We start from the raw sequence: 23,378 nt of genomic DNA, 5'->3' as shown, positions 1-23,378 counted from the left end.
CTAACTCATTTGAGTTAGCTCTTCTTATATCCGTTGAAATTTAATTGTTCCATGATGATAGCTGCTGTCTCTTCAATTGAGCGCTCGGCCACATTGATAACAGGACAACCTAACTTTTCATAGATCTTGTTTGAGTAATCTAATTCTTTTTGAATTTCTTCTTCGCCAGAATAAGTAGTGTTGGCATCTAAGCCGTACGCAATCATTCTTTGACGACGAATTTTTTGTAAAACGTTCATATCGTTAGTCAAGCCGACAATTTTCTTTGGATCAACGTCCCATAATTCGTCAGGGATGGCTAATGAGGGACCGATTGGTAAATTAGCTACCTTGATGTTTTTATTGGCGAGATAGAGCGATAGAGGCGTTTTAGAGGTTCTGGAGATACCCAAGAGAACAAGATCAGCTTCTAGAAAACCTTTAGGATTTTGACCATCGTCATTAGTTACTGTGAATTCCATAGCAGAAATCATATCAAAGTAATCTTGGTCCAACTCATGTAAGAGTCCTTTTTTACGTAAAGGCTTTTGGTGAACCATTTGAGAGAAAGTACCGATAATTGGATTTAAAATATCGTAGTAAACTAGATGATTTGTCTGACAGAATTCGTTAATAACATTACAAGTTTCAGTGGAGACAATAGTGTGTAAAATGACCGCTTGGGCATTTTTTGCCATTTCTAGGATGTTTTCTAGCTGCGGATTATTTTTTACGAACGGATATTTAGTATATGTTGTGTCCATATCAGGAAACTGTGCAAACGCCGCTTTAGCAACGCGCAGAGCAGTTTCACCGACACCATCAGATAGAACGAAGACGTTTAATTTCTCTTTCATAATAAATTCCTCCAAAAAAATTTAAAAAAATATTTGAACATTATCTTCTTTTTGTTATAATAACATATGAACTGCAAGAGCAATAGACAGTTACGTTAGAATGCGGAAGGAGGGATTATCATATGGCAAAAACCGTCGTTCGTGAAAACGAGTCGCTTGATGATGCTCTTCGTCGATTCAAACGTTCTGTTTCAAAGAGTGGTACACTTCAAGAATATAGAAAACGTGAGTTTTACGAAAAGCCAAGTGTCAAGAGAAAGTTAAAGTCAGAGGCTGCTCGCAAGCGCAACAAGAAACGTCGTTAATAGTTTCTTTTAAGGTTAAAACAATTTAAATTGTTTTAACCTTTTTTTTATCAAAAAATTTCCTCTTTGTGATATCATTCAAAGTAAGATGGAGGTTCATTTTTATTGACAGAAAAAGTTGAACAAAGTAAAGAAAGCATTCAAATCAAGAATCCTCAAAACGCAATTAATCTTTTTGGCGTCAATGACAGTAATTTACATTTAATCGAAGAGGGATTAAATGTTGAAATTCATGCGTTTGGTGACCGTTTAGATATAACAGGTGCGGAAGATAACGTTAAACACGCTGTAAATCTATTAAACAAGTTCATGGAATTAATCAATAGTGGTATCAGTCTTGGATCAGCTGACATTGTGAGTGGTCTAAAAATGGATGAACGTGGTACTTTAGATTATTTTGGCGACTTATATAAAGATGAGTTGATCAAAGATTTTAGTGGTAAACCCGTTCGAGTACGTAATTTTGGGCAAAGACAATATGTCAATGCAATTAATCACAATGATATTACTTTTGGAATCGGACCAGCCGGTACTGGTAAGACATATTTAGCTGTGGTAATGGCAGTGGCTGCTCTAAAACAAGGAAAAGTTCAAAGAATTATCCTTACTAGACCCGCTGTCGAAGCCGGAGAGAGCTTAGGATTTCTTCCAGGTGATTTAAAGGAAAAGGTTGATCCGTATATGAGACCTATCTATGACGCCTTGTACGCTATTCTAGGATCGGACCATACGAGCCGTTTGCTTGAAAGAGGCGTTATCGAGGTAGCACCTCTAGCTTACATGAGAGGCCGTACTCTAGATGAAGCCTTTGTTATCCTAGATGAAGCTCAAAATACAACAAGAGAACAGATGAAGATGTTCTTAACACGTTTAGGTTTTGATTCTAAGATGATTGTTAATGGTGATATCTCACAAATTGATTTACCTGGTCATACCCGCAGTGGTTTGATTCAAGCACAATCAGTTTTAAAGAATTTACCACATATTGAATTTGTTGACTTCACATCAGCTGATGTTGTTAGACATCCAGTTGTTGCTGAAATTATTGACGCTTATGAGGATTCAGATAAAAAAGAAAAATAATATTGGGGAATTATTATGGACTTAGAAATTTTTAATGATGATAATTTGATCGACAAAAATAGAGAAAATTGGGTGAAAGATATTGTTCAGTTTACTTTTAATCAATTGGAATTAAAGGAAAATACACAACTATCGATTCATTTTGTAACTAAAGATGGTATTCATGACATTAATAAAGAATATCGTAATGTTGATCGTGCGACCGATGTTATTAGTTTTGCCATTAATGATGGTGAAGATTCACTAGACTATCTAGAGAATCAAATTCCAGATCTACCAGTTGATTTAGGTGATTTGTTCATCAGTACAGAAATCGTAGCAGAACATGCTAAAGACTATGAACACTCATTTGATCGTGAATTGGGTTATACAATCGTGCACGGAATTCTTCACTTGAATGGTTATGACCATATCAAGAAAGAAGACGAAGAAGTCATGATTGGTTTACAAGAAAAGATTTTGAGTGCTTACGGTTTAGAAAAATAATAATTAAAAAACAACTTCTATTGGAGATTCAAGATTTGTACCTGAATTTCTTAGATAGAAGTTGTTTTTGTTTGATATTTGAATTTTACAATGATTAATAAAAAAAGCCGAATTTAGTCCGGAGCAACAAGAAAATTGGCTCAGCCATGAGATTTACCTTAGCGATTCATCGCTTAGGTAAAGGCCGAACTTGAAGATCCATGAATTTGCACGAAGTGCAAATTTATTAGCTTCCAGGCCGCCCATGGCGTTCCAGCCAAATTTTCTTGTTGTGGAGGACGGGAATTTAAGCACATTTAACAGTGTTTTGATAAATAAGTGAGCTTTTACTTTTTAGTTGACTCAATCTCTTGTATTATAAACATAGTAGAAATACAAAAAGGAGACTGGACTAGTGGAAATTAATGAACAACAGTTATTCGATATTGCCGATAAGGCTATGAACAATGCATATGCCCCTTATTCTCATTACCAAGTGGGAGCAGCAATCCTTTGTGACAATGGAAAAATATATTCTGGTGTTAACATTGAGAATGCTTCATTTGGTTTGACTAATTGTGCTGAACGAACAGCAATTTTTAAGGCCGTTTCTGAAGGTGCTAAGCAGGTTAAAGCAATCGTGATCACCAATGGTACCGAAGAGATGTCAAAGCCTTGTGGGGCTTGTCGTCAAGTGATGAGTGAGTTTATGGGATCAGATGCTATCGTCTTTTTAGCTAATAATCGAAATGACTATGAGCAATACACATTTAAACAAATTTTGCCACTAGCATTCAGTGATGAGGATATGAATTAATATGGATAATAAAAATTATAAATCAGGTTTTGTAGCAATTATCGGACGTCCAAATGTTGGTAAATCAACATTTATGAACCGTATCATTAAAGAACAGATTGCTATTACATCACCTAAAGCACAAACAACACGTAACAAGATTCAAGGAATTTATACTGACGATGAACGTCAAATTATCTTCTTGGATACACCTGGTATTCACAAGCCACACAATGACTTGGATCAATACATGGATAAAGCTGCTATTTCAGCACTTAAAGAAGTTGATGCGGTTCTCTTCATGACAGAAGCCGGAGAAAAAGCTGGCCCTGGAGATAAATTTATCATTGAAGAATTGAAGAAGGTTAAAGCTCCAGTATTCTTGATTCTAAACAAGATCGATTTGATCAATCCTGATGAAATGATGCCACAAATTGATGAGTACAAAGATTTAATGGATTTTGCCGAAATTATTCCAATTTCCGCGACTAACGGTAATAATGTCGACGATTTAATTGATTCTTTGACAAAAGCTTTACCAGTGGGACCACAATATTATGCTGATGACCAAATTACTGATCACCCAGAGTATTTTATTGTCGGTGAATTGATCCGTGAAAAGATTTTGGAAGATACACGTGACGAAATTCCTCATTCAATCGCCGTTGTAGTTGAGTCGATGAATCAACGTAGTGAAGCTGGTAAACTTCAAATTGAAGCTTATATCTATGTTGAACGTGACAGTCAAAAACCAATTGTTATCGGACGTGGTGGTTCGATGTTGAAACATATTGGTATTGGCTCACGTATTAAGATCGAGCATCTATTAGGTGAAAAGGTCAACTTGAAACTTTGGGTACGTGTTAAGAAAAATTGGCGTGATGATCCAGCCTTTTTAGCAAGTGCTGGTTATTCACTGAAGGACTTGAATAATTAATGCATCAAACAGCAACTAATTTCTTTGGAATTGTTGTGAGACGTCAACGTTATAAAGAGCGAGATGCTTTGGTAACAATTCTGACGAAAGAGTACGGTTTTAGAACCTTTTTAGTTCGTAGCACACAGAATTCAAAGTCGAAAATTTCCGGTTCAGTGATCACTTTTTCATATGGAGAATACTCTGGAGTGGTTAAGGACGATGGATTGTCATATTTGAATTCAGCCAGTAATATTAAGCAATTTGATGAAATTGTTCAAGATATTGAGTTAAATGCTTATGCCACTTTTTTGTTTGATTTGTATCACGAGGCCTTTATTGACGATCCGGTGCCAGATAGATGGTATCGGGAATTGTTTAAAGCTTTGTTGTACATCGACAATGGTTATGACGCGCAGATTATCGTTAACATCATGCAGATGAAGTTGCTTGATGCTTTTGGTGTCAAGCCGAATATGGATGCCTGCGTTGTTGGTGGTGAAACTGAAGGAGTTTTCGATTTTTCCGTTCTATTGGGTGGATTGATTTGTTCAAAACATTTTGACAATGATATTCATCGTTTGCATATTCCAAAACGGATAATTTATTTTTTACGCCTATTTAGTAAGATCAATCTAGATCAAGTTGGTAAAATCGAAATTAAAGAAAATAATAAAGATTTGATTCAACATGCGATTGATGCTATCTATTTGGGAACGGTCGGTTATTATCCAAAAAGTAAGACTTTCATCGATAAAATGAAACGTTGGCGCTTTTAGCCAATTGACATTTTTTATGAAAATGGTTATATTTGTAAATGTGAAAACAGCGACAGGGGATGGTGGAAGCCCTGATAAAGATTTATGGCGTACAAATTTTCATTTGAATATAAAAGAGCAGGACTTTGTCCTGAATTAGGGTGGAACCGCGAATAATCGTCCCTTGCAGAGAGTGCCTAAGTGTACACTGCAAGGGATTTTTTTGTGCTTTGCCTGAAGGGAGAAAACATGGTTAAGAAGTTAAATATACAAGATATGATTCTTACTCTTCAAAAATTTTGGGGTAGTAAGGGCTGCATGTTAATGCAAGCATATGATACAGAAAAAGGTGCCGGAACAATGAGTCCATACACATTCTTACGTGCAATTGGACCAGAACCATGGAATGCTGCCTACGTTGAACCATCAAGACGTCCAGCTGATGGTCGTTACGGCGAGAATCCTAACCGTTTGTATCAACATCACCAATTCCAAGTTGTTATGAAACCAGCTCCAGAAAACATTCAAGAATATTACTTGGATTCACTCCGTGCCTTAGGAATTGAACCTCTAGAACATGATATTCGTTTCGTTGAGGATAACTGGGAGAACCCTTCAATGGGTTGTGCCGGTGTTGGTTGGGAAGTTTGGCTTGACGGTATGGAAGTTTCTCAATTTACATACTTCCAACAAGTCGGGGGACTTCCATGTCACCCAACAACTAGTGAAATCACTTATGGTGTCGAACGTTTAGCATCATACATTCAAGATGTTAACTCCGTTTATGACCTAGAGTGGGGCGACGGTGTCTTGTATGGAGATATCTTTAAAGAACCAGAATACGAACATTCTAAATATTCATTCGAAGAGAGCAATCAAGATATGTTGTTCAAGTTCTTCGATGATTACGAAAAGGAAGCTAACCGTTTGATGGACTTAGGATTAGTTCACCCAGCTTACGATTACATTTTGAAATGTTCACATACATTTAATTTATTGGATGCTCGTGGTGCTGTATCTGTTACTGAACGTGCTTCCTTCTTATCACGTATTAGAAAAATGGCTCATAAAGTTGCCAAAGCCTTCGTTGAAGAAAGAAAGAAACGTGGCTTCCCACTTCTAGCAAACAGTCAAGCAAAGGAGAACGAAAATGACTAAAAATTATTTATTGGAAATTGGTTTGGAAGAAATGCCAGCTCATGTTGTAACTAAGAGTGTGAACCAATTTGCTCAAAGAACTGAAAAATTCTTAAAAGAAAATCGTATTTCTTTTGATTCAATCGAAAAATTTTCAACTCCTAGACGTTTGACAATTTTTGTTAAAGGTATCGCTGAAAAGCAAACTGATATTGATGTTAAGGCTAAGGGTCCTTCTAAGAAAATTGCTCAAGATGCTGACGGCAATTGGACTAAGGCTGCTCAAGGCTTTGCCCGTGGACAAGGGATGACACCAGATGATATCTTCTTTGAAGAATTAAAGGGTGTTGAATATGCTTATATTCAAAAACACGAAGATGGTCAAAAAGTTGAAGATGTTTTGAGTCATATGGACGAAGTTATTAAAGCTATTACATTCCCTACAAGAATGCGTTGGGGCTCATATGATTTCGAATATATTCGTCCAATTCACTGGTTAGTTTCATTACTTGATAATGAAGAAGTACCAGTTAAAATTCTTGATATCACTTCTGGTCGCATGACTCGTGGACACAGATTCTTAGGTGAAGACGTTGAAATTGATGACGCTAAGAATTATGTTGAGAAATTGAGATCACAATTTGTCATTGTCGATGCTAAAGAACGTAAACAAATTATTTCCGACCAAATCGATAAAATTGCTAAAGACAATAACTGGGATATTGACGTTGACGCTGATTTACTAGAGGAAGTTAATAATCTAGTTGAATTCCCAACAACATTCTACGGTTCATTTGATAAGAAATATTTGGAAATCCCAGAAGAAGTTTTGATTACTTCAATGAAGGATAACCAAAGATATTTCTACGTTCGTGACCAAGATGGCAAGTTAGCTCCTTACTTTATCGGTGTTAGAAATGGTAATACTGAACATATTGAAAATGTTATTCGTGGTAATGAAAAAGTTCTTGTTGCTCGTCTAGAAGATGCTGATTTCTTCTTCAAGGAAGATCAAAAGAAGACGATTGCTGATTACGTTGAAAAACTTAAGTCAGTTAACTTCCATGTTAAAATCGGTACAATGTACGAAAAAATGGCTCGTGTTCACCAAATTGCTGAACATTTGGCTAAATTATTCAAACTAGACGCAACTGAAACTAAAGATTTACTCCGTGCTAGTGATATTTACAAGTTTGATCTAGTAACAAGTATGGTTGATGAATTCCCAGAACTACAAGGTGTTATGGGTGAAAAGTATGCCGAAATCATGGGCGAAACAGAAGCTGTTGCTCATGCCGTTCGTGAACACTACATGCCAATTTCAGCCGAAGGTGCTTTACCAGCAAGTAAAGTTGGCGCAGCCTTAGCTATTGCTGACAAGTTAGATTCACTAGTTACTTTCTATGCTGTAGACTTGATTCCAAGTGGTTCAAATGATCCATATGCCTTACGTCGTCAAGCTTATGGTATCGTTAGAATTCTTGATCAATATCAATGGTCATTGAACTTGAATGATCTCCAAGATTATTTGAAAGCTAATTTGACTGTTCCTGCTAACTTGGATCTAAGCAAACATGAAAAAGATATCGATGACTTCATGATTGACCGTGTACGTCAATTATTGAAACAACAAAATATTCGAGTTGATATCATTGATGCCGTAGCTGGTGGTTCTAACGTTGATCCAATCGCCATGATCGACGTTGCTAAAGTGCTACAAAATCATATTTCTGATGATGACTTTAAAGTTGTCATGGAAGCATTGGGTAGAATCGTTAACTTATCTAAGAAAGCTAAATTCGGTTACTCAGATGATTTGACAGTAGACGATTCATTATTCGAAAATCCTTCAGAAGCTAAGTTGAAAGAACAAGTTGCTAACGTCAGTGATGATAGTGCTGAAGACTTATTCAAACAATTAGCAGCTCTACGTCCAACAATTGATTCATACTTCGACGAGAATATGATCATGGCTAAGGATGAAAAGGTTAAGAATAACCGTTTAACACAATTAGTTATTGCTAATAATTTGATTGCTAAACTTGGTGATCTTTCTAAGATCGTTACAAAATAGAAGTTTAATACGTACTTATAACTAAATAAAGCCACGGTGTTCGTTAAGAACATTGTGGCTTTATTTTTGTTTTTTGTAAAAAGTCGATATATTCCCTTATTACGTAATCAATGCAATAGCCAAGAGAAAGGTAGGAAACTACATCACGGTTTCTTATGGGATTTGGAATCGGCGTAGAGTAATAAAACAAATTATATGTTGCCAAAGAAGCCAGTGTGTTATCAGAAAAAGGCGTCATGCTTATAATGGGAACTTGATTCAAACATAACATCTTGACTCCTTCAATAACATTTTTTGATTTGCCACTTATAGAAGCTATCCAAATACAATCAGTAGATTTTATAACAGGCTGCACAGATTCGAACTCACTTCGTCCTGAAAGAAATATGACTGGGACATTGACAAGTAGCATCAAATTCCTTGATAGTTCACGCATGTAATTAGCCTGACTATGTCCTGTTCCGTAAACGTAAATAGCCGTAGAATTTTTTAATAAATGATTAATGGAATCAAAACTCGTTTGCATTAACATGCTATTTGTTTTAGAAATATCATTTCTTTGTTGATCTATAACCTTGTATTGAATGGACCTGTTTTCTTTTTCAATATTAGATTTCAGCTCATATCTAAGTTCAGCAAAATTTGTATAACCAATTTTTTTAATAAGTTTAGATATAAATGAACTTGAATAGTGTATCTTTTGTGCCAATTCCGAAATTGTAAGGCTATTTATTTCGGATTGATGTTGATGGATATATTCAATAACGTTCTTTTCATTTTCTGTTAGTGGGTGATTTAAATTAACTATTCTTTGATCAAAACTATTTATTTCCATATATAATATCCTCCTTACTTAATTTCCAATGTGGAATGTATTTAACTAAATATAAGAATATAAATTAAAGCACTTGATCTAACAAAGAAAATAGTATGTAAAATATTTTCCAAATTGGAAAATTATCATATATCTGGAATAATCATCACTAACCATTGTAAACGATTACAACGCTTTTAAGTAGTGGTAATCTGAATTTGTAATCAAGAAATAATTCATTATGTCTTTTAGGGAGGATATAATATATGGGCAAGAAAATGGAGTCTTTTACTAATAAAGTACAAAGTTCTATGGGTAAATTTGCTTCTAACAAATTATTATCAGCCATTTCAAATGGTATGATCAGACTTTTACCAGTTACGATGGTGGGTTCAGTTTGTGCAATCCTAGGTAATCTGGGTTTTCCCGGATACCAAGATTATGTTAATAAAATTGGATTAGGTTCAATTTTTTCAATGGGTGTTCAAATGACCACGAACCTCATATCAATATATGTATTAGTTTCTTTGGCCTATGAATTTTCAAAGAAATTGGACGGTTCTAAGATTAATTCAATTCTATTGTCCGTCATGAGTTTCTTTTTATTGACGCCAATTAATAATTTCAAAATTAAAGGAAACGATATTGTTGGTTTAGATCTTTCATATTTAGGTTCTAAAGGTATGTTCGTTGCAATGATCGTTTCACTTAGTGTAACTTGGTTTTATTGTTTATTGGAAAGAAAACATATAACAATTAAAATGCCAGATAGTGTTCCCCCTGCAGTATCCAATTCATTTACGGCTTTAGTACCGGCATGGATAATTGCAGGAATCGTACTTGTTATTAATGGAATACTTCGTGCTACTTCTTTTGGAGACATTCACAGTTTGGTTTATACAATCGTGCAAACTCCGTTGGAACATCTAGGTGGTTCAATTTGGGCCTTATTATTCATTCTGTTCTTCTCAGAATTCTTATGGTTCTTTGGTATTCACGGAAGCATGGCTACTTCAGCAATTATTTATACTTTATATCAACCACTTGAATTGCAAAATTTGGCAGCCTATACAGCAGGGCAGGCATTGCCTAATATTTTGACTAAAACTTTCATTGATGTTATGAAAGGACCTCGTCATTTTGCGCTAGCAATTCTATTGTTATTCTTGTGTCATAGCCATCATATGAAATCAGTTGGTAAAGTTGCTATTGTCCCAGCATTCTTTGGCATTAGTGAACCTATGAAATTTGGTATTCCGATGGTTCTTAATCCAATTTTGTTTATTCCTATGACTTTGTCACCAGTAATATCAGTAGGTCTTGCTTATGTCGCTACATCACTAAACTTAATTCCACGTATGACAGGAATTACTTTTCCATGGAATATTCCAGTAATATCTGGACTAGTTGTTGGAGATTGGCGTACGGCTATATTACAAGTTTTACAATTATTAATTGCAATGGCTCTTTATTATCCGTTCATTAAAATTCTTGATAAACAAAGCTTGGAAGAAGAAGCTGCCCAAGCTGAAAAGGAGTAGGACATGATTGAACAAAATAATACACATTTTATATCATTGCAAGGTACGTTCAATACTAGAGATTTGGGTGGATACCGAACACAATCTGGAAAATATATTAAAAAAAATCGTCTTTTTAGATCTGACGACTTATATAAACTTACTGCTTCTGACATTAAGTGGTTTGAAAATCTTGGATTGACTACTGTAATTGATTTTCGAAATTTTAATGAGAGAAAAAATCGACCAGATAGAATAATTAAAGGAGTAAAGTATTATGATCTTTCTCCAGATGATGAAACGGCGGCTTTAGCAAGTGCAGATTTAAAATCAGATAAAAGAAAAATCGATAAATTGATTGAACAGAAAAAGCAAAATAAATTAGATTTGACAGGGGATGGGCTAAAAGAAAGCATGGTTAGATTTGTCAGGGATTCTGAAACACAGAAACTCTATCGACAAGTTTTAGAAATACATATAAAAGATAATGATAGCGTCATTCTGCAGCATTGTCGTGGGGGAAAAGATAGGACAGGCTACGGATCAGCTTTAGTTCTATTTGCCTTAGGTGTTTCTGAAGATGATGTGGTTAGTGACTATATGCTAACAGCAAAGTACAATGCAGATCGAAATAGACGTAGAATGGATGAGTACAAGCAGTATACTGAAGATCCTGTTGTGTTAAAATATTTGTCCAACGCTATGTCAACTCGTAAAGAGGTCATTGAGGCTGGTATTACTGAAATGAAAAAAATATCGGGTTCACCGATTCAGTATATTGAAAATGAATTGGGATTTGATAAAGATAAAATCAATCTCCTTAGATCTATTTATCTAAATTAAATATAACTGTTCTATAAAAATTAAAAAATCATGTCTCTTGTAGGCATGATTTTTTATAACTTTAAAATTTCCTTTTTCTTTTTATCAAAATCATCTTGAGTAATAACATCATCATCCAATAAGGCTTTCAGCTTAGGTAGGTCATCAATAGTTAAATCTTCTTCAGGATTCTGCGGTAAGTAAACTAGTTCTCTGAGGTTATCAAAGTAATCGCTGAATCCGTAACATTTGATATTAATCTGTTGATGTGTCGCAATGTCTTGCAACATTAACCAACCTGTACTGAAAACTTCGACTAAATCGTTTTGCTCTGATTCGTATTTAGGCGTGAAATCCACTTTTGTTAGTAAATATCTGGCATCATTGCTTGATTCTGGAAAAGCTATAGTGCCATTTTTTAAGTAAAATAGGTGAGAAATAAAATGTGTTTCATCTTGACCTAATAAAGAAGCTGAGTGTTGGCCTAATCTGATTTCGATGATTAGATCAGTTTCATCAGGTAAAAGTTGATTTAATACTAGATTGGTTTGGTATTGCTCATATTTATCAAAAGCTTTATTGATTCGATATAGTGCAAATCCAATTAAAATAACTATTGGAATGGTAGGGAAAAAGTAAGAAAAAAAGCCGTCCCAGGAATTAAACAACCATAAGGTGATTACCGAAATAGCCGTAGTATATAAACTAGTTATTTTATATGGAGCCTTGTTCAGATCCTCTTTGGAAAATGGAAGTATTACCCAATAAAGTAAACTGGCAGACAGAAAACAAACAGAGATGAACATTACGGCGATGAAATAGTAGTTAATAGAAGAAGGAATGCCATTGCCTTTATAGCGTATGTTTACGTAATTGATCCAAATGAGTAATGCAAAGAAAAAATTTCCAGTACCTATAAAACTGTATTTCTTGCTATCGCTGCTTTTTAGTAATCCGAGGTAGATTAAAAGTATGCTTAGAAATAGTAGGATTAAGGAAATATAGATTAACATTGTAAAGAATCCTCCTTGTTTGAGCTATCTATTAATCATGATAACAAGTTTCATATTAAAATAGGTTAATTGCGTGACATTTATACTAAACCGTGTATAATAAATAGTTGACAAGCGACTAGTGGTCCCAGTTTGCACTTTTTTGTGGGAGCACTTTTTTATTTACAGGTCGTTCGTAAGCAGTTCAACATGTTTGTTTTCTTAAAATAGATGTGTTAGATTGTGTGCCTATCTTAATAAATATTCTGTGAGGAGGTGTATGCTATGGCAACACGAATTCCTCAGGAATTCATCGATGAGGTTACTGCAAAGACTAATATTGTTGATGTTATTAGTAAGTATGTACAGTTGAAAAAATCTGGTAAAAATTTGTTTGGACTTTGCCCGTTTCATGAAGAAAGAACTCCTTCATTTTCTGTTGCAGAAGACAAACAAATTTTTCACTGTTTCAGTTGTGGTCGTGGTGGTAATGTTTTTAAATTCATTATGGAAATTGAGAACAAGACTTTCCCGGAAGCCGTAATAGAAGTTGCCCAAATGGGTAACATTTCCGTACCTGACCAATATCAAGCAAGTACACCATATCAGAACTCTGATAGTCATGTCTTGTTGAAGATGTACGCTGATGCAGCTAAATTGTACAGTCATATTTTGCTAAAAACAGAAAATGGTACGCAGGCTTTAAAGTACTTGAATAACCGTGATTTAGGTGAAGATTTGATTGAAACCTTTAATATCGGTTATGCCCCAAATAATAACGATCTCTTATTGCAATTCTTTAAGGGACGGGATGTCAGTGAAGATATTTTGAGAAAGTCAGGACTCTTTGCTGAGAATCAAGAGGGACAGTTATTTGATCGTTTTCGTGATCGGGTAATGATTCCTATTACAGATGAATCTGGAAACATCATTGCTTTCTCTGGTCGAATTTTAGATAAAAATGCTTCAACAGCTAAGTATTTAAACAGTCCAGAGACACCAATCTTTAATAAGGGTAAAACATTATTTAATTTAAATAATGCTAAAAAAGAGATACGTGAAAAAAGTAATGTGATCTTGTTTGAAGGATTCATGGATGTCATTAGTGCCTATAAAGCTGGTGTTACCAATGGTGTGGCTTCAATGGGTACTAGTTTGACAGATGATCAGTTATATACTTTGAGTCGTTTAACTAATCAAATCAATGTTTGTTACGATGGCGATGATCCAGGTGTTGAAGCAACTTACCGTGCTTTGACACAATTAAATGATGATCGTTTTACGTACGGTGTGATCAGTATTCCTGATAAGAAGGATCCTGATGAGTTTATCCGTAGTGAGGGTGCTGAGAAGTTTCAAAGTTTAACTAATAATGGTGTGCAAACGCCAATTTCGTTTATTTTGAATTACTTCAAACGTAACTATAACTTGAATAATGAACATGATCAGTTAGAGTTTTTAAACCAATCTTTGCATGAAATAGTTAAGTTGCAATCACCAGTTGAGGTCGATATGTATGTTGGTCGGGTCGCTGACGAAATGGGTGTTTCGAAAGAAGCAATCAATAAGGAATTAGATGCCTTGCGTCGGCAATTAGCAATTAAAGAGCCTGCTAACAATTATAAAGATGTTCAACAAAGAACCTTAGAGAAGGTAACTTCAAGTGTTAAACCCAAGTATGATCGTTTAGAGAAATCAGAACGTTACTTATTATATTGGGCAATCAATTATCCTGAAGTTCGTATTAACCTCAAAGGGGATGGTTTTAAATTTGTACATCAAGGTTATCAACGTATTTTTGACAGTTTATTGTCTTTTGTCGATTCAGATGATGTGGAGGAAGAAATTAATATTTCTGATTTCATGAATGTTTTGAATAATGACGATAAGAATCTGTTAGCCGATTTAGAAATGATGGATATGCCGGAAGAATATAATGATCAAGAGATTGAAGATTATATCGCCAATATCAAAAATTCTAGTTTGGAAGATCAGATTAAAGATATCAATGAACAACTTAAAAAGGCGGCGATGGTTGGTGACAATAAATTGCAATTAGATTTAGCCAAGCAATTGATTGAGGTTAGAAGAATTCTTAGTAATTAAGCATACTGGAGGAATATAATATATGGCAACAAAGAAAACAACAGTATCAAAAGAATTAAAAACTGCTACAAAGAAGCTCATCAAGGATCTTAAGAAAACTGGTAAGATCACTGAAGATGACTTACAAGAAAAAATTATCAAGCCTTACAATTTGAAAGGTGAAGCCCTAAATAACTTCATCAGTGAATTGGAAGATGTTGGTATTGGTGTTGTTGATGACAAGGGTAATCCAAGTAAGCTTGCACTTCTTAAAGAAAAGAGCGAGGAAAAGAAGAGCAAGAAACAAGATACTACTGCCCCAACAGATATTAAGGTTAACGATCCTGTACGTATGTACTTGAAGGAAATTGGCCGTGTTCCTTTGCTTAATGCTCAACAAGAAGTTGATCTTGCTTTGAGAATTGAAAAAGGTGACGAAGAAGCTAAACAAGCTTTAGCTGAAGCTAACCTTCGTTTGGTTGTTTCCATTGCTAAGAGATATGTTGGCCGTGGAATGCAATTCTTGGATTTGATTCAAGAAGGTAACATGGGTCTAATGAAAGCTGTTGAGAAGTTTGATTACAGATTAGGATTCAAGTTCTCAACTTATGCAACATGGTGGATCAGACAGGCTATTACGCGTGCTATTGCCGATCAAGCTAGAACTATCCGTATCCCAGTTCATATGGTCGAAACTATTAACAAGTTGATCAGAATTCAACGTCAATTACTTCAAGACTTAGGTCGTGAACCACTTCCTGAAGAAATTGGTGCCGAAATGGATATGCCTACTGGTAAGGTCCGTGATATTTTGAAGATTGCTCAAGAGCCAGTTTCTTTGGAAACACCTATTGGTGAAGAGGATGACTCTCATTTAGGTGATTTCATTGAAGATTCTGACGCTACAAGTCCTGAAGATCATGCTTCATATGAACTATTGAAGGAACAACTAGAAAATGTTCTAGATACTTTGACAGATCGTGAAGAAAATGTTTTACGTCTACGTTTCGGTTTAGACGATGGTCGTACAAGAACTCTTGAAGAGGTTGGTAAAGTATTTGGCGTTACTCGTGAGAGAATTCGTCAAATTGAAGCCAAGGCTTTGAGAAAATTACGTCATCCTTCTAGATCAAAACAATTGAAAGATTTCCTTGAATAATAAAGGCAAACACTCAGTATTCCTAATATAGGATACTGAGTGTTTTTTTATAAAATCCAAAAAAGACATTAATTTATTAAATAATTTGATGTTATTAAAGTAAAAATATAAATGAATAATTTATTAAAATTAAATAATAATATTTGTCAAAATATCATTCACAAATTTATTAACCATTGTTATACTCAAGTCGGTTTTAGATGAAGTAATATTGGGGGAAATTATGAAAAAAATCTATGTACGAGACCGACTACTAAAGAATTCACTGTTAACTTGTGTAGCAGCTTTAACCGTTGGGGCTGGGTTAGTTATTAATACTCAGATCGTTAAAGCTTCTGACGTTGATAGTGATTCCACAGAGGTTTCTCAATTACAAAATAGTGCTACAAATAGCACTACAAGTAGCGTTGTTCCTAAAGCAACATCTACAGTAATTTCAGATAAACCTACAACAACTGCACTAAATTCTGATACAAAAACTGCAACGAACCAAACACCTGAGGAAACGCAGTTAAAAGAAGCTACATCAACAAATATTACGACACAAAATGCTGATACATCAGTACAGGAACATGTTAACGATGTATTAGATGCTTCAGTTTCCAAACCACAAGCAACACCGGTAACTAAAGCTGAAGGTAACAATCAAGTTACAAATGTAAATAAGGATAATTTCAATGATTATTTCACAACTAATGGGACTGCTACCTATGATCAAAAATCAGGAGTTGTCACATTAACACCTGATCAAAATAACAAAATTGGTAATTTCACACTAAATGAAAAAATTGATTTGAGCCAAGACTTTACTCTCAAAGGTGGAGTCAATCTAGGAAATAAGACGCAAAATAAAGGTGGAGCCGATGGGATGGGCTTTGCTTTCCATAACGGAAATACTGGTGATCTTGGTAATGCCGGTGGCAATATGGGTATTGGCGGTTTACAAAATGCTCTTGGATTCAAACTTGATACTTATCATAATAACTATCAAGCACCTAATAGTTCTCAAAACAATGCAGAGATAGATTACAATAATTCAAATGATTTTGGTTGGGCTGCCGATCCGACGAGTTCGACTCAATTTGGTGCTTTCGTGACAACGTCTAACCAAAACATCACCGCTAAAAATAAAAAGCCAGCTCAAAGATGGTGGGCTGAAACTGATGCTAAATCGGTTAAGGCTTTGAGTGCAAGTGATTTGGACAATAAATTCCATGACTTTACAATTGCTTATACATCTGACAATCGAGAAATAAAGATCAGTTATGCTGATAATAGTAAAGGTACTTTAGTATGGAATAGCGCAGTGCCTACATCTTATGGTGATTCATTAGCCCTGAGTGTTACTTCATCAACTGGTGGCAATAAGAATAAGCATCAATTTAGATTGGACAGTCTAGAGTTTACTAAGGCTGCATCAGTCAATGTTAGACATATAGATTACTTTACAGGTAAAGATTTGGTTGAAGATACAGTCAACTATCCTAATGGAGCCTCTGTTGGAGAAACTTATCAAACAGCTGTTAAGGATATCCCTGGTTATTATTATCTGGGACTAAATGGAACGACAGCGACAATAACTGCTCAAGGACAAAGTGTTTCTCTACCTATTAAAGTAACTGATAAAGAAACGGGCAAAGCTGTTGAGAACAGTATTCCTGCCGTAGGAGAGATGCAACAAGAGGGAAATAATGGAACGGTTGTTTATGTTTATATGCCAATTCCCGATAAAATTGATATCGCTAACGCTATTGAACAGAGTAATGTAAATGAGACAATCCATTACGTTGATGCAGATACAGGTGAAACGATTGCTACGGATTATAAAGCACCAGAAATCACCTTTGTCAAAGGAACTAAAGCAGGTAAGACAATCACGCTCTATCATAATGACAAGGATGGATCTAGTACAGATCAAACTACTTGGAAAGTAAGTAATAGCGGTTCATTTGAGGAAGTTGCAAATCCAGCAATTGATGGTTATAAGATTCAAAGTGTTAAAGAAAATGGTGTTTCACAGGATGATTTGACAGCGGTTGAGTCTAAAGGAACTTTCTTTGGTGATAATGATAAAGAGATCACGGTTTATTATGTAAAAGATAACGATGCTTCAGTTCAAGTTCGTCATATTGATTATTTCACTGGAAAAGATATTGCAACTGATAATACTTTGACTTATTCAAATGGAGCAATTGTTGGCAGCACTTATACTACTAATCCAATGAAGATTGCTGGATATAAATATGTAGCTTTGAATGGTCAAACTATAGATATTAAGGGAACTAAAATTCCTATTAATGTTAAGGGCGCAGAGTCTAGTTTGCCTGCCAGTGGTGATTTAATAAAGGGCGACAATGGGACTGTAACCTACGTGTATGTTCCAACAGATTTTCAAATTATCAAATCTCCTGTTAATGAGACAATTCATTATGTAGAAGAAGGAACAAATCTACCATTAACCAGTGATTATCAGGCTGATCCAATTCTATTTGTTCAAGTAACTCGAAATGGTAAATCAGTAGTGATGTATCATAATGAAAATGATGGCCTATCAATGGATGATCCTAATGCTTGGCATAATGCAGACGATCAAAATGCTAATTTCAAGGAAGTTAAGAATCCAGAAATTACAGGTTATCATGTTGTCAGAAATGATGCTAATCCTGATTTGAACAAAGTTGAAATGAAATCAACAAATTATCAAGGTGCTGACCAGGAATATACGGTTTATTATGCAAGGGATGTTGATGCTTTAGTCAATGTTAGACATATTGATTACTTTACGGGCAAGGATATCGTGCCAGATAATACTTTAACGTATCCAAATGGCGCTCATTCAGGTGAAAATTACACATCAAATTCAATGGATATTTCAGGTTATAAATATATTGGATTGAATGGATCTAGTGTAACTGTGAACTTAAATGGACAGACGATGACACTTCCTATCAATGTAAAAAATGAGGAAATGAGTATTCCTGCCGCAGGAACCTTAACTAAGGGTGACAATGGAACTGTTATTTATGTTTATTTACCAACTTTGGATAGTGTCAAGACAAGCACTGTTAACGAAACAATCCATTATGTTGACTATGATACTAATGAACCAGTAGCTACCGATCATGTAGCAAATAAGATTACTTTTGTTCAAGCAACTAAAGGTGATAAAACAGTTACTTTTTATCACAATGGCAATAACGGTGGTTTGAAAGATCCTAAAAATTGGAATATCAGTAATACCGGTATCTTTAATGAAGTCAAGAATCCTGAAATTGATGGTTATAAAATTTATAAAGTTCAAGATCAAGCTGGTTTGGAAAACGTTGAAGCTAAATTGACTGAATTTGGCGGCAAAGATCAAGACTATACAGTTTATTATGTAAAAGATACCGATGCCATGGTTAAAGTAAGACATATTGATTACTTTACAGGTGAAGATATAGTTGATGATACTACTTTGACTTATCCTAACGGAGCTAGTCAAGGCAATGAATATTCATCTACAAAAGAGAATATTCTAAATTATACTTATATTGGTTTAAACGGTTTTAAACCTGAGATAAGTTTAGCTGGGCTCAATTTGCCAGCAACTATTTATGCAAAAAATAATCGTGAAGTTAGTTTGCCAAGTAAGGGAACTCTAAATGAGATAGGTGATAATGGAACAATCATCTATGTTTATGTACCAACACCTTCAGGAATCAGTTATGGGGCACATACAGTTAGAGAAACAATTCATTATGTAGAAATTGGAACAAATGATACTTTGCATGCAGATTATATCTCCCCATCAATTATCTTTGTTAGTGGAAGTGCAAATGATAGATCCGCACAACTTTACCATAATAATGCTGATGGACCAGTGACTGACACTGATGGTTGGTATTACGTTGGATCAAAACTTTCAAGAGCCTTGATTAATAGTGGTGTACCACAATTTTCAGAAGTACCAAATCCAGAGGTTACCGGGTATCATGTTGTTTTAGTCGATAAGAATGAGGTTGATCCTGATAATTTGGACAGTGTTGAGGATAAGGTCACTGACCCTGAAAAGACCAATGATGATCATGAATACACGGTTTATTATGCAAAGGATAAAGAAGAGCCAGGCAATCCAGAAGAACCGGGTAACCCAGAGGAACCAGGAAATCCGGAAGAACCAGGTAACCCAGAAGAGCCAGGCAATCCAGAGGAACCAGGCAACCCAGAAGAACCGGGTAATCCAGAAGAACCAGGTAACCCAGAAGAACCGGGTAATCCAGAAGAACCAGGCAACCCAGAAGAACCGGGTAATCCAGAAGAACCAGTTAACCCAGAGGAACCAAGCAACCCAGAAGAGCCAGTTAAACCCGAAGAACCAAGCAATCCAGAAGAATCAGTTAACCCAGACGAGTCAATCGATTCTGAGGATCATGTCGATTCGAATGAAGCAAATGACTCTGAAAATACAGTTGCTTCACTAGATTCTAATGAGAATAGCGGAAATAATACTGCTGATTTATTAAATGATGTGGTAAAGAAAGAAACAGGTAGTCTTCCACAAACAGGTAATAAGAAGAATTCATGGTTATCGTATTTGGGAGCTGCACTATTATTCTTTGTTCCAGCTATTTTAAAAAAACATATTTAAGCGTGTTAAAAGTTAATCTTAGAAAATAGTGTTCAAAATTAAATCATAATAAGTGTTCATATTGATCAGTTATTGGAAAAAAATTCCAATATAGGTCAATATGGACACTTTTTTATCGAAATATAGTATAGTTCAACTGGAACAAGTATCTTTTAAAACTTGGAATGAGTGCAGAATCGCCATATTTGAGACATTTTTATTAATATGTTTCTGAAAATCAGTAGTTTTAGTTTATATTTTTTCAAAATTTGATTTACAATTAATATATCTACTTTTTTGGAGGATGTTATGTTAGATAAAAAGATTTATGACGAAATATTTTCACGTTCATTTACTATTCCTATTAAGGTTATTTTTTGGGACGGGAAAGAAAAGAATTATGGACCAGAAGGAAAGTCTGATATAACTATTAAGTTTAATGACAAAGTTCCTATTTCTGAAGTTGTAAAACATGCTACCCTAACTTTAGGTGAAGCATATATGGACAAAAAAATTGAAATTGAGGGTTCAATCCAGAAGTTGATTACTTCTGCCTATACTCAATCTGATAGTTTTATGTCCAGTTTAAAATTGAAAAAATACATTCCTAAGTTTAATCACTCAGAGGAAGGTAACAAAAAAGAAATTCAAGAGCATTACGATATCGGTAATGATTTTTACAAGTTGTGGCTTGATAAGACTATGACTTATTCATGTGCTTATTTCAGAACACCAGAAGACACTTTGGAACAAGCTCAAATGAACAAAGTACGTCATATCTTAAACAAGTTGAACACAAAGCCTGGCGAGACAATTCTTGATATCGGTTGTGGTTGGGGAACAATGATGTTCACAGCTGCTAAAGAGTATGGTTTGAAGGCCAAAGGTGTTACATTAAGTCAAGAGCAATACAATTATGTAAATCAAAAGATTCAAGACGAAAACTTGAGTGACCAAATGGAAGTTATGCTTGAAGACTATCGTGAAGTTAATGAAAAATTTGATCATGTCGTTTCTGTTGGTATGTTCGAACACGTTGGTAAGGATAACTTGCCTGGTTACTTTGAAACTGTTAAGAATGTTTTGAAGCCAGATGGTAATGCTCTGATCCATGGTATTACTGGTCAACATTATGGTGTTGGTGTCGACGCTTGGTTAGTTAAGTACATCTTCCCAGGTGGTTACATTCCTGATGTTAAGGAAAACGTTGGTCACATTTTAGATGCCGGTTTGCAAATTGATGACCTAGAACCACTTCGTCGTCATTATCAAAAGACCGTAGAAATTTGGGATCACAACTTTAACAAGGTTAAAGATCAAGTTGATGAAATGTACGGTGAAAGATTTGTACGTATGTGGGACTTGTATCTACAAGCCTGTGCTGCCTCATTCGAAAGTGGCAATATTGATGTTATTCAATATCTTTTGACTAATGGACCTAGTGGTACAGCAATGCCAATGACACGTGAATACATGACAGACTTAGATAAAAAGACTGCGGAATAGAGGATAAAGTGACTTTACTTTCAAAAAGATTACAAGCCGTTTATCAAATGGTTGATAAAAATACAAGAGTAGCTGATATTGGATCAGATCATGCATATTTGCCAGTAGAACTAATTGAAGAAAAAATTTGTCAATTTGCAATTGCTGGAGAAGTTGCTCCAGGTCCAATGTCACGTTCCAAAGAAGACGTTAATAAATTTGGATTAAGCAAACAGATCGATGTTCGTTTGGGTGATGGCTTAGCCGTCATTGAACCAGAGGATCAGATTGATACTGTCGTAATCGCTGGTATGGGTGGTATTTTGATTCAAAATATTCTCACACGAGCCACAGAAGCTCAATTGTCTAATGTTAAGACGTTGATTTTACAACCTAACATTGGTGAACCGCTGGTACGTCATTGGTTAGTTGAAAATAATTTTGAAATCGTTGATGAAGATATCGTTGAAGAAGACCATCACGTTTATGAAATTATTAAAGCTAACAAAGTTGAACAAGGAAAGCCTTTAACAGACGCCCAGTATTTAATGGGTCCCGTATTAATGACTAAGAAGACGCCAACCTTTATTGCCAAGTGGCAACATAAATTAAATAGTTACCACAAAGCAGTCGAGAACATGTCCCACGCCAAACAGATTGACCAAACAAAAATTGATTTAATGAACCAAGATATTAAATATATTGAGGAGATATTATAATGGTAGAAGTTCAAGTTCAAGATATTATTAATCGAATCGAAGAATTTGCTCCATTGTCAATTAAAGAAGATGGTGACCCAACAGGTTTCCAAATCGGCAATCGTAAACAAACTGTTCATCGTCTCATGACGACATTGGATGTTCGTCCACAAGTAGTCAAAGAAGCTATCGACAAGAATGTTGACTTCATTTTGGCTCATCACCCAATCATGTTTCATCCAGCACGTAACTTAGATTTAACATCACCACAAAACCAAATGTATCGCGATTTGTTATCACACAATATTGCTGTGCATGCAGTTCATACTAACTTGGATAAAGCCCATGGTGGAATGAATGACTGGTTAATGGAGGAGTTAGGCCTAGAAAATGCTAGTTATTTGAATGAGGATGACGACTATTCTCTGGGACGTATAGGCGAGTTAAAAGAACCCATGGAACTAGTTGATTTCGCTAAAAAAGTTCGTGATGCTTATCATGTTCCTAATCTTCGTTATGTAAAATCTGATTTAGGTCAAAAAGTTAAAAAAGTTGCCATAATTGGTGGTGACGCGGGAAAGTTTTATCCAGAAGTCCTCAAAGCAGGCGCTGACACCTTTATTACCGGGGATGTTTATTATCATACTGCGCACGATATGATGGCAAATGGTCTAAATGTAATCGATCCCGGACATCATATTGAAGCAATCTTTATAAAAGAAATGGCAAGTTTGTTAGAAGATTGGAAAAAATCTAATAAATGGGACCTAGATATAGTACAATCAGAGGTAGATACAGAACCATATAATTTCTTATAGGGAGAG

At 35.2% G+C, this 23,378-nt stretch carries 19 protein-coding genes; 16 read left to right on the top strand and 3 right to left on the bottom strand.

Going from position 1 to position 23,378, the window contains the following annotated elements; all coding sequences use genetic code 11:
• Positions 1-14 precede the first annotated feature (14 nt).
• On the bottom strand, positions 15-836 hold the full coding sequence (locus tag U8526_RS01670) for a pyruvate, water dikinase regulatory protein (protein ID WP_334340231.1): 822 nt from the start codon (positions 834-836) through the stop codon (positions 15-17).
• A gap of 122 nt (positions 837-958) precedes the next feature.
• On the opposite strand from U8526_RS01670, the gene rpsU reads away from it, so the two are divergent.
• The 8 genes from rpsU to glyS all read left to right on the top strand — a co-directional run bounded on the left by rpsU (position 959) and on the right by glyS (position 8,370).
• Positions 959-1,141 (top strand): 30S ribosomal protein S21, encoded by a 183-nt coding sequence (gene rpsU / locus U8526_RS01665; RefSeq protein ID WP_010019742.1) that lies wholly within the window; start codon positions 959-961, stop codon positions 1,139-1,141.
• A 105-nt stretch (positions 1,142-1,246) separates the two neighbouring features.
• A complete protein-coding gene (locus tag U8526_RS01660; protein WP_334340230.1) occupies positions 1,247-2,224 on the top strand; it encodes a PhoH family protein in 978 nt (325 codons plus the stop codon).
• Between the two features lie 15 nt (positions 2,225-2,239).
• Complete coding sequence (gene ybeY, locus U8526_RS01655; protein WP_334340229.1) at positions 2,240-2,710, top strand: rRNA maturation RNase YbeY; 471 nt, start codon at positions 2,240-2,242, stop codon at positions 2,708-2,710.
• A gap of 394 nt (positions 2,711-3,104) precedes the next feature.
• Entirely contained in the window at positions 3,105-3,506 is a 402-nt protein-coding gene (locus U8526_RS01650) for a cytidine deaminase (protein WP_334340228.1), read from the top strand.
• A 1-nt stretch (position 3,507) separates the two neighbouring features.
• Complete coding sequence (era, locus tag U8526_RS01645; protein ID WP_334340227.1) at positions 3,508-4,422, top strand: GTPase Era; 915 nt, start codon at positions 3,508-3,510, stop codon at positions 4,420-4,422.
• Positions 4,422-5,180: a DNA repair protein RecO gene (recO, locus tag U8526_RS01640; protein ID WP_334340226.1), complete on the top strand. Its 759-nt coding sequence runs from the start codon at positions 4,422-4,424 to the stop codon at positions 5,178-5,180. Before era ends, recO begins: the two co-directional genes overlap by 1 nt.
• A 228-nt stretch (positions 5,181-5,408) precedes the next feature.
• On the top strand, positions 5,409-6,317 hold the full coding sequence (gene glyQ, locus U8526_RS01635; RefSeq protein WP_334340225.1) for a glycine--tRNA ligase subunit alpha: 909 nt from the start codon (positions 5,409-5,411) through the stop codon (positions 6,315-6,317).
• Positions 6,310-8,370 carry a glycine--tRNA ligase subunit beta gene (gene glyS / locus U8526_RS01630; RefSeq protein ID WP_334340224.1) on the top strand — a complete coding sequence of 687 codons (2,061 nt, stop codon included), beginning with the start codon at positions 6,310-6,312 and terminating at the stop codon, positions 8,368-8,370. The genes glyQ and glyS overlap by 8 nt, the downstream gene beginning before the upstream one ends.
• 43 nt (positions 8,371-8,413) lie before the next feature.
• Here the strand turns inward: glyS and U8526_RS01625 are convergent, their stop codons facing one another.
• Complete coding sequence (locus U8526_RS01625; RefSeq protein ID WP_334340223.1) at positions 8,414-9,205, bottom strand: MurR/RpiR family transcriptional regulator; 792 nt, start codon at positions 9,203-9,205, stop codon at positions 8,414-8,416.
• Positions 9,206-9,450: 245 nt separating this feature from the next.
• Between U8526_RS01625 and U8526_RS01620 the strand changes: the two genes are divergently transcribed.
• Positions 9,451-10,725, top strand: coding sequence for a PTS sugar transporter subunit IIC (locus U8526_RS01620; protein WP_334340222.1), 1,275 nt, complete (start codon positions 9,451-9,453; stop codon positions 10,723-10,725).
• 3 nt (positions 10,726-10,728) lie between these two features.
• A complete protein-coding gene (locus U8526_RS01615) occupies positions 10,729-11,547 on the top strand; it encodes a tyrosine-protein phosphatase (protein WP_334340221.1) in 819 nt (272 codons plus the stop codon).
• A 53-nt stretch (positions 11,548-11,600) separates the two neighbouring features.
• On the opposite strand, the gene U8526_RS01610 is transcribed toward U8526_RS01615, so the two are convergent.
• The gene (locus tag U8526_RS01610) at positions 11,601-12,539 is read right to left on the bottom strand and encodes an SHOCT domain-containing protein (protein WP_334340220.1); all 939 of its coding nucleotides are present in this window, start codon (positions 12,537-12,539) and stop codon (positions 11,601-11,603) included.
• A gap of 264 nt (positions 12,540-12,803) precedes the next feature.
• Between U8526_RS01610 and dnaG the strand changes: the two genes are divergently transcribed.
• The 6 genes from dnaG to U8526_RS01580 all read left to right on the top strand — a co-directional run bounded on the left by dnaG (position 12,804) and on the right by U8526_RS01580 (position 23,372).
• A complete protein-coding gene (gene dnaG, locus U8526_RS01605; protein ID WP_334340219.1) occupies positions 12,804-14,624 on the top strand; it encodes a DNA primase in 1,821 nt (606 codons plus the stop codon).
• A 22-nt stretch (positions 14,625-14,646) separates the two neighbouring features.
• Positions 14,647-15,762 (top strand): RNA polymerase sigma factor RpoD, encoded by a 1,116-nt coding sequence (gene rpoD / locus U8526_RS01600; protein WP_334340218.1) that lies wholly within the window; start codon positions 14,647-14,649, stop codon positions 15,760-15,762.
• Between the two features lie 223 nt (positions 15,763-15,985).
• Positions 15,986-20,392 (top strand): lectin-like domain-containing protein, encoded by a 4,407-nt coding sequence (locus tag U8526_RS01595; protein WP_334340217.1) that lies wholly within the window; start codon positions 15,986-15,988, stop codon positions 20,390-20,392.
• A 288-nt stretch (positions 20,393-20,680) separates the two neighbouring features.
• The gene (locus U8526_RS01590) at positions 20,681-21,877 is read left to right on the top strand and encodes a cyclopropane-fatty-acyl-phospholipid synthase family protein (protein ID WP_334340216.1); all 1,197 of its coding nucleotides are present in this window, start codon (positions 20,681-20,683) and stop codon (positions 21,875-21,877) included.
• A gap of 8 nt (positions 21,878-21,885) precedes the next feature.
• On the top strand, positions 21,886-22,575 hold the full coding sequence (locus U8526_RS01585; RefSeq protein ID WP_334340215.1) for a tRNA (adenine(22)-N(1))-methyltransferase: 690 nt from the start codon (positions 21,886-21,888) through the stop codon (positions 22,573-22,575).
• Positions 22,575-23,372, top strand: a complete 798-nt coding sequence (locus U8526_RS01580; RefSeq protein WP_334340214.1) for a Nif3-like dinuclear metal center hexameric protein — start codon at positions 22,575-22,577, stop codon at positions 23,370-23,372. The genes U8526_RS01585 and U8526_RS01580 overlap by 1 nt, the downstream gene beginning before the upstream one ends.
• Positions 23,373-23,378: the final 6 nt, after the last annotated feature.

Source organism: Companilactobacillus sp. HBUAS56275, from assembly GCF_036913655.1.
In the GTDB taxonomy this organism is placed as follows: Bacteria; Bacillota; Bacilli; order Lactobacillales; family Lactobacillaceae; genus Companilactobacillus; species Companilactobacillus pullicola.
The sequence above is the reverse complement of the archived record's forward strand: the minus strand, read 5'-3'. Positions and strand labels throughout refer to the sequence as shown.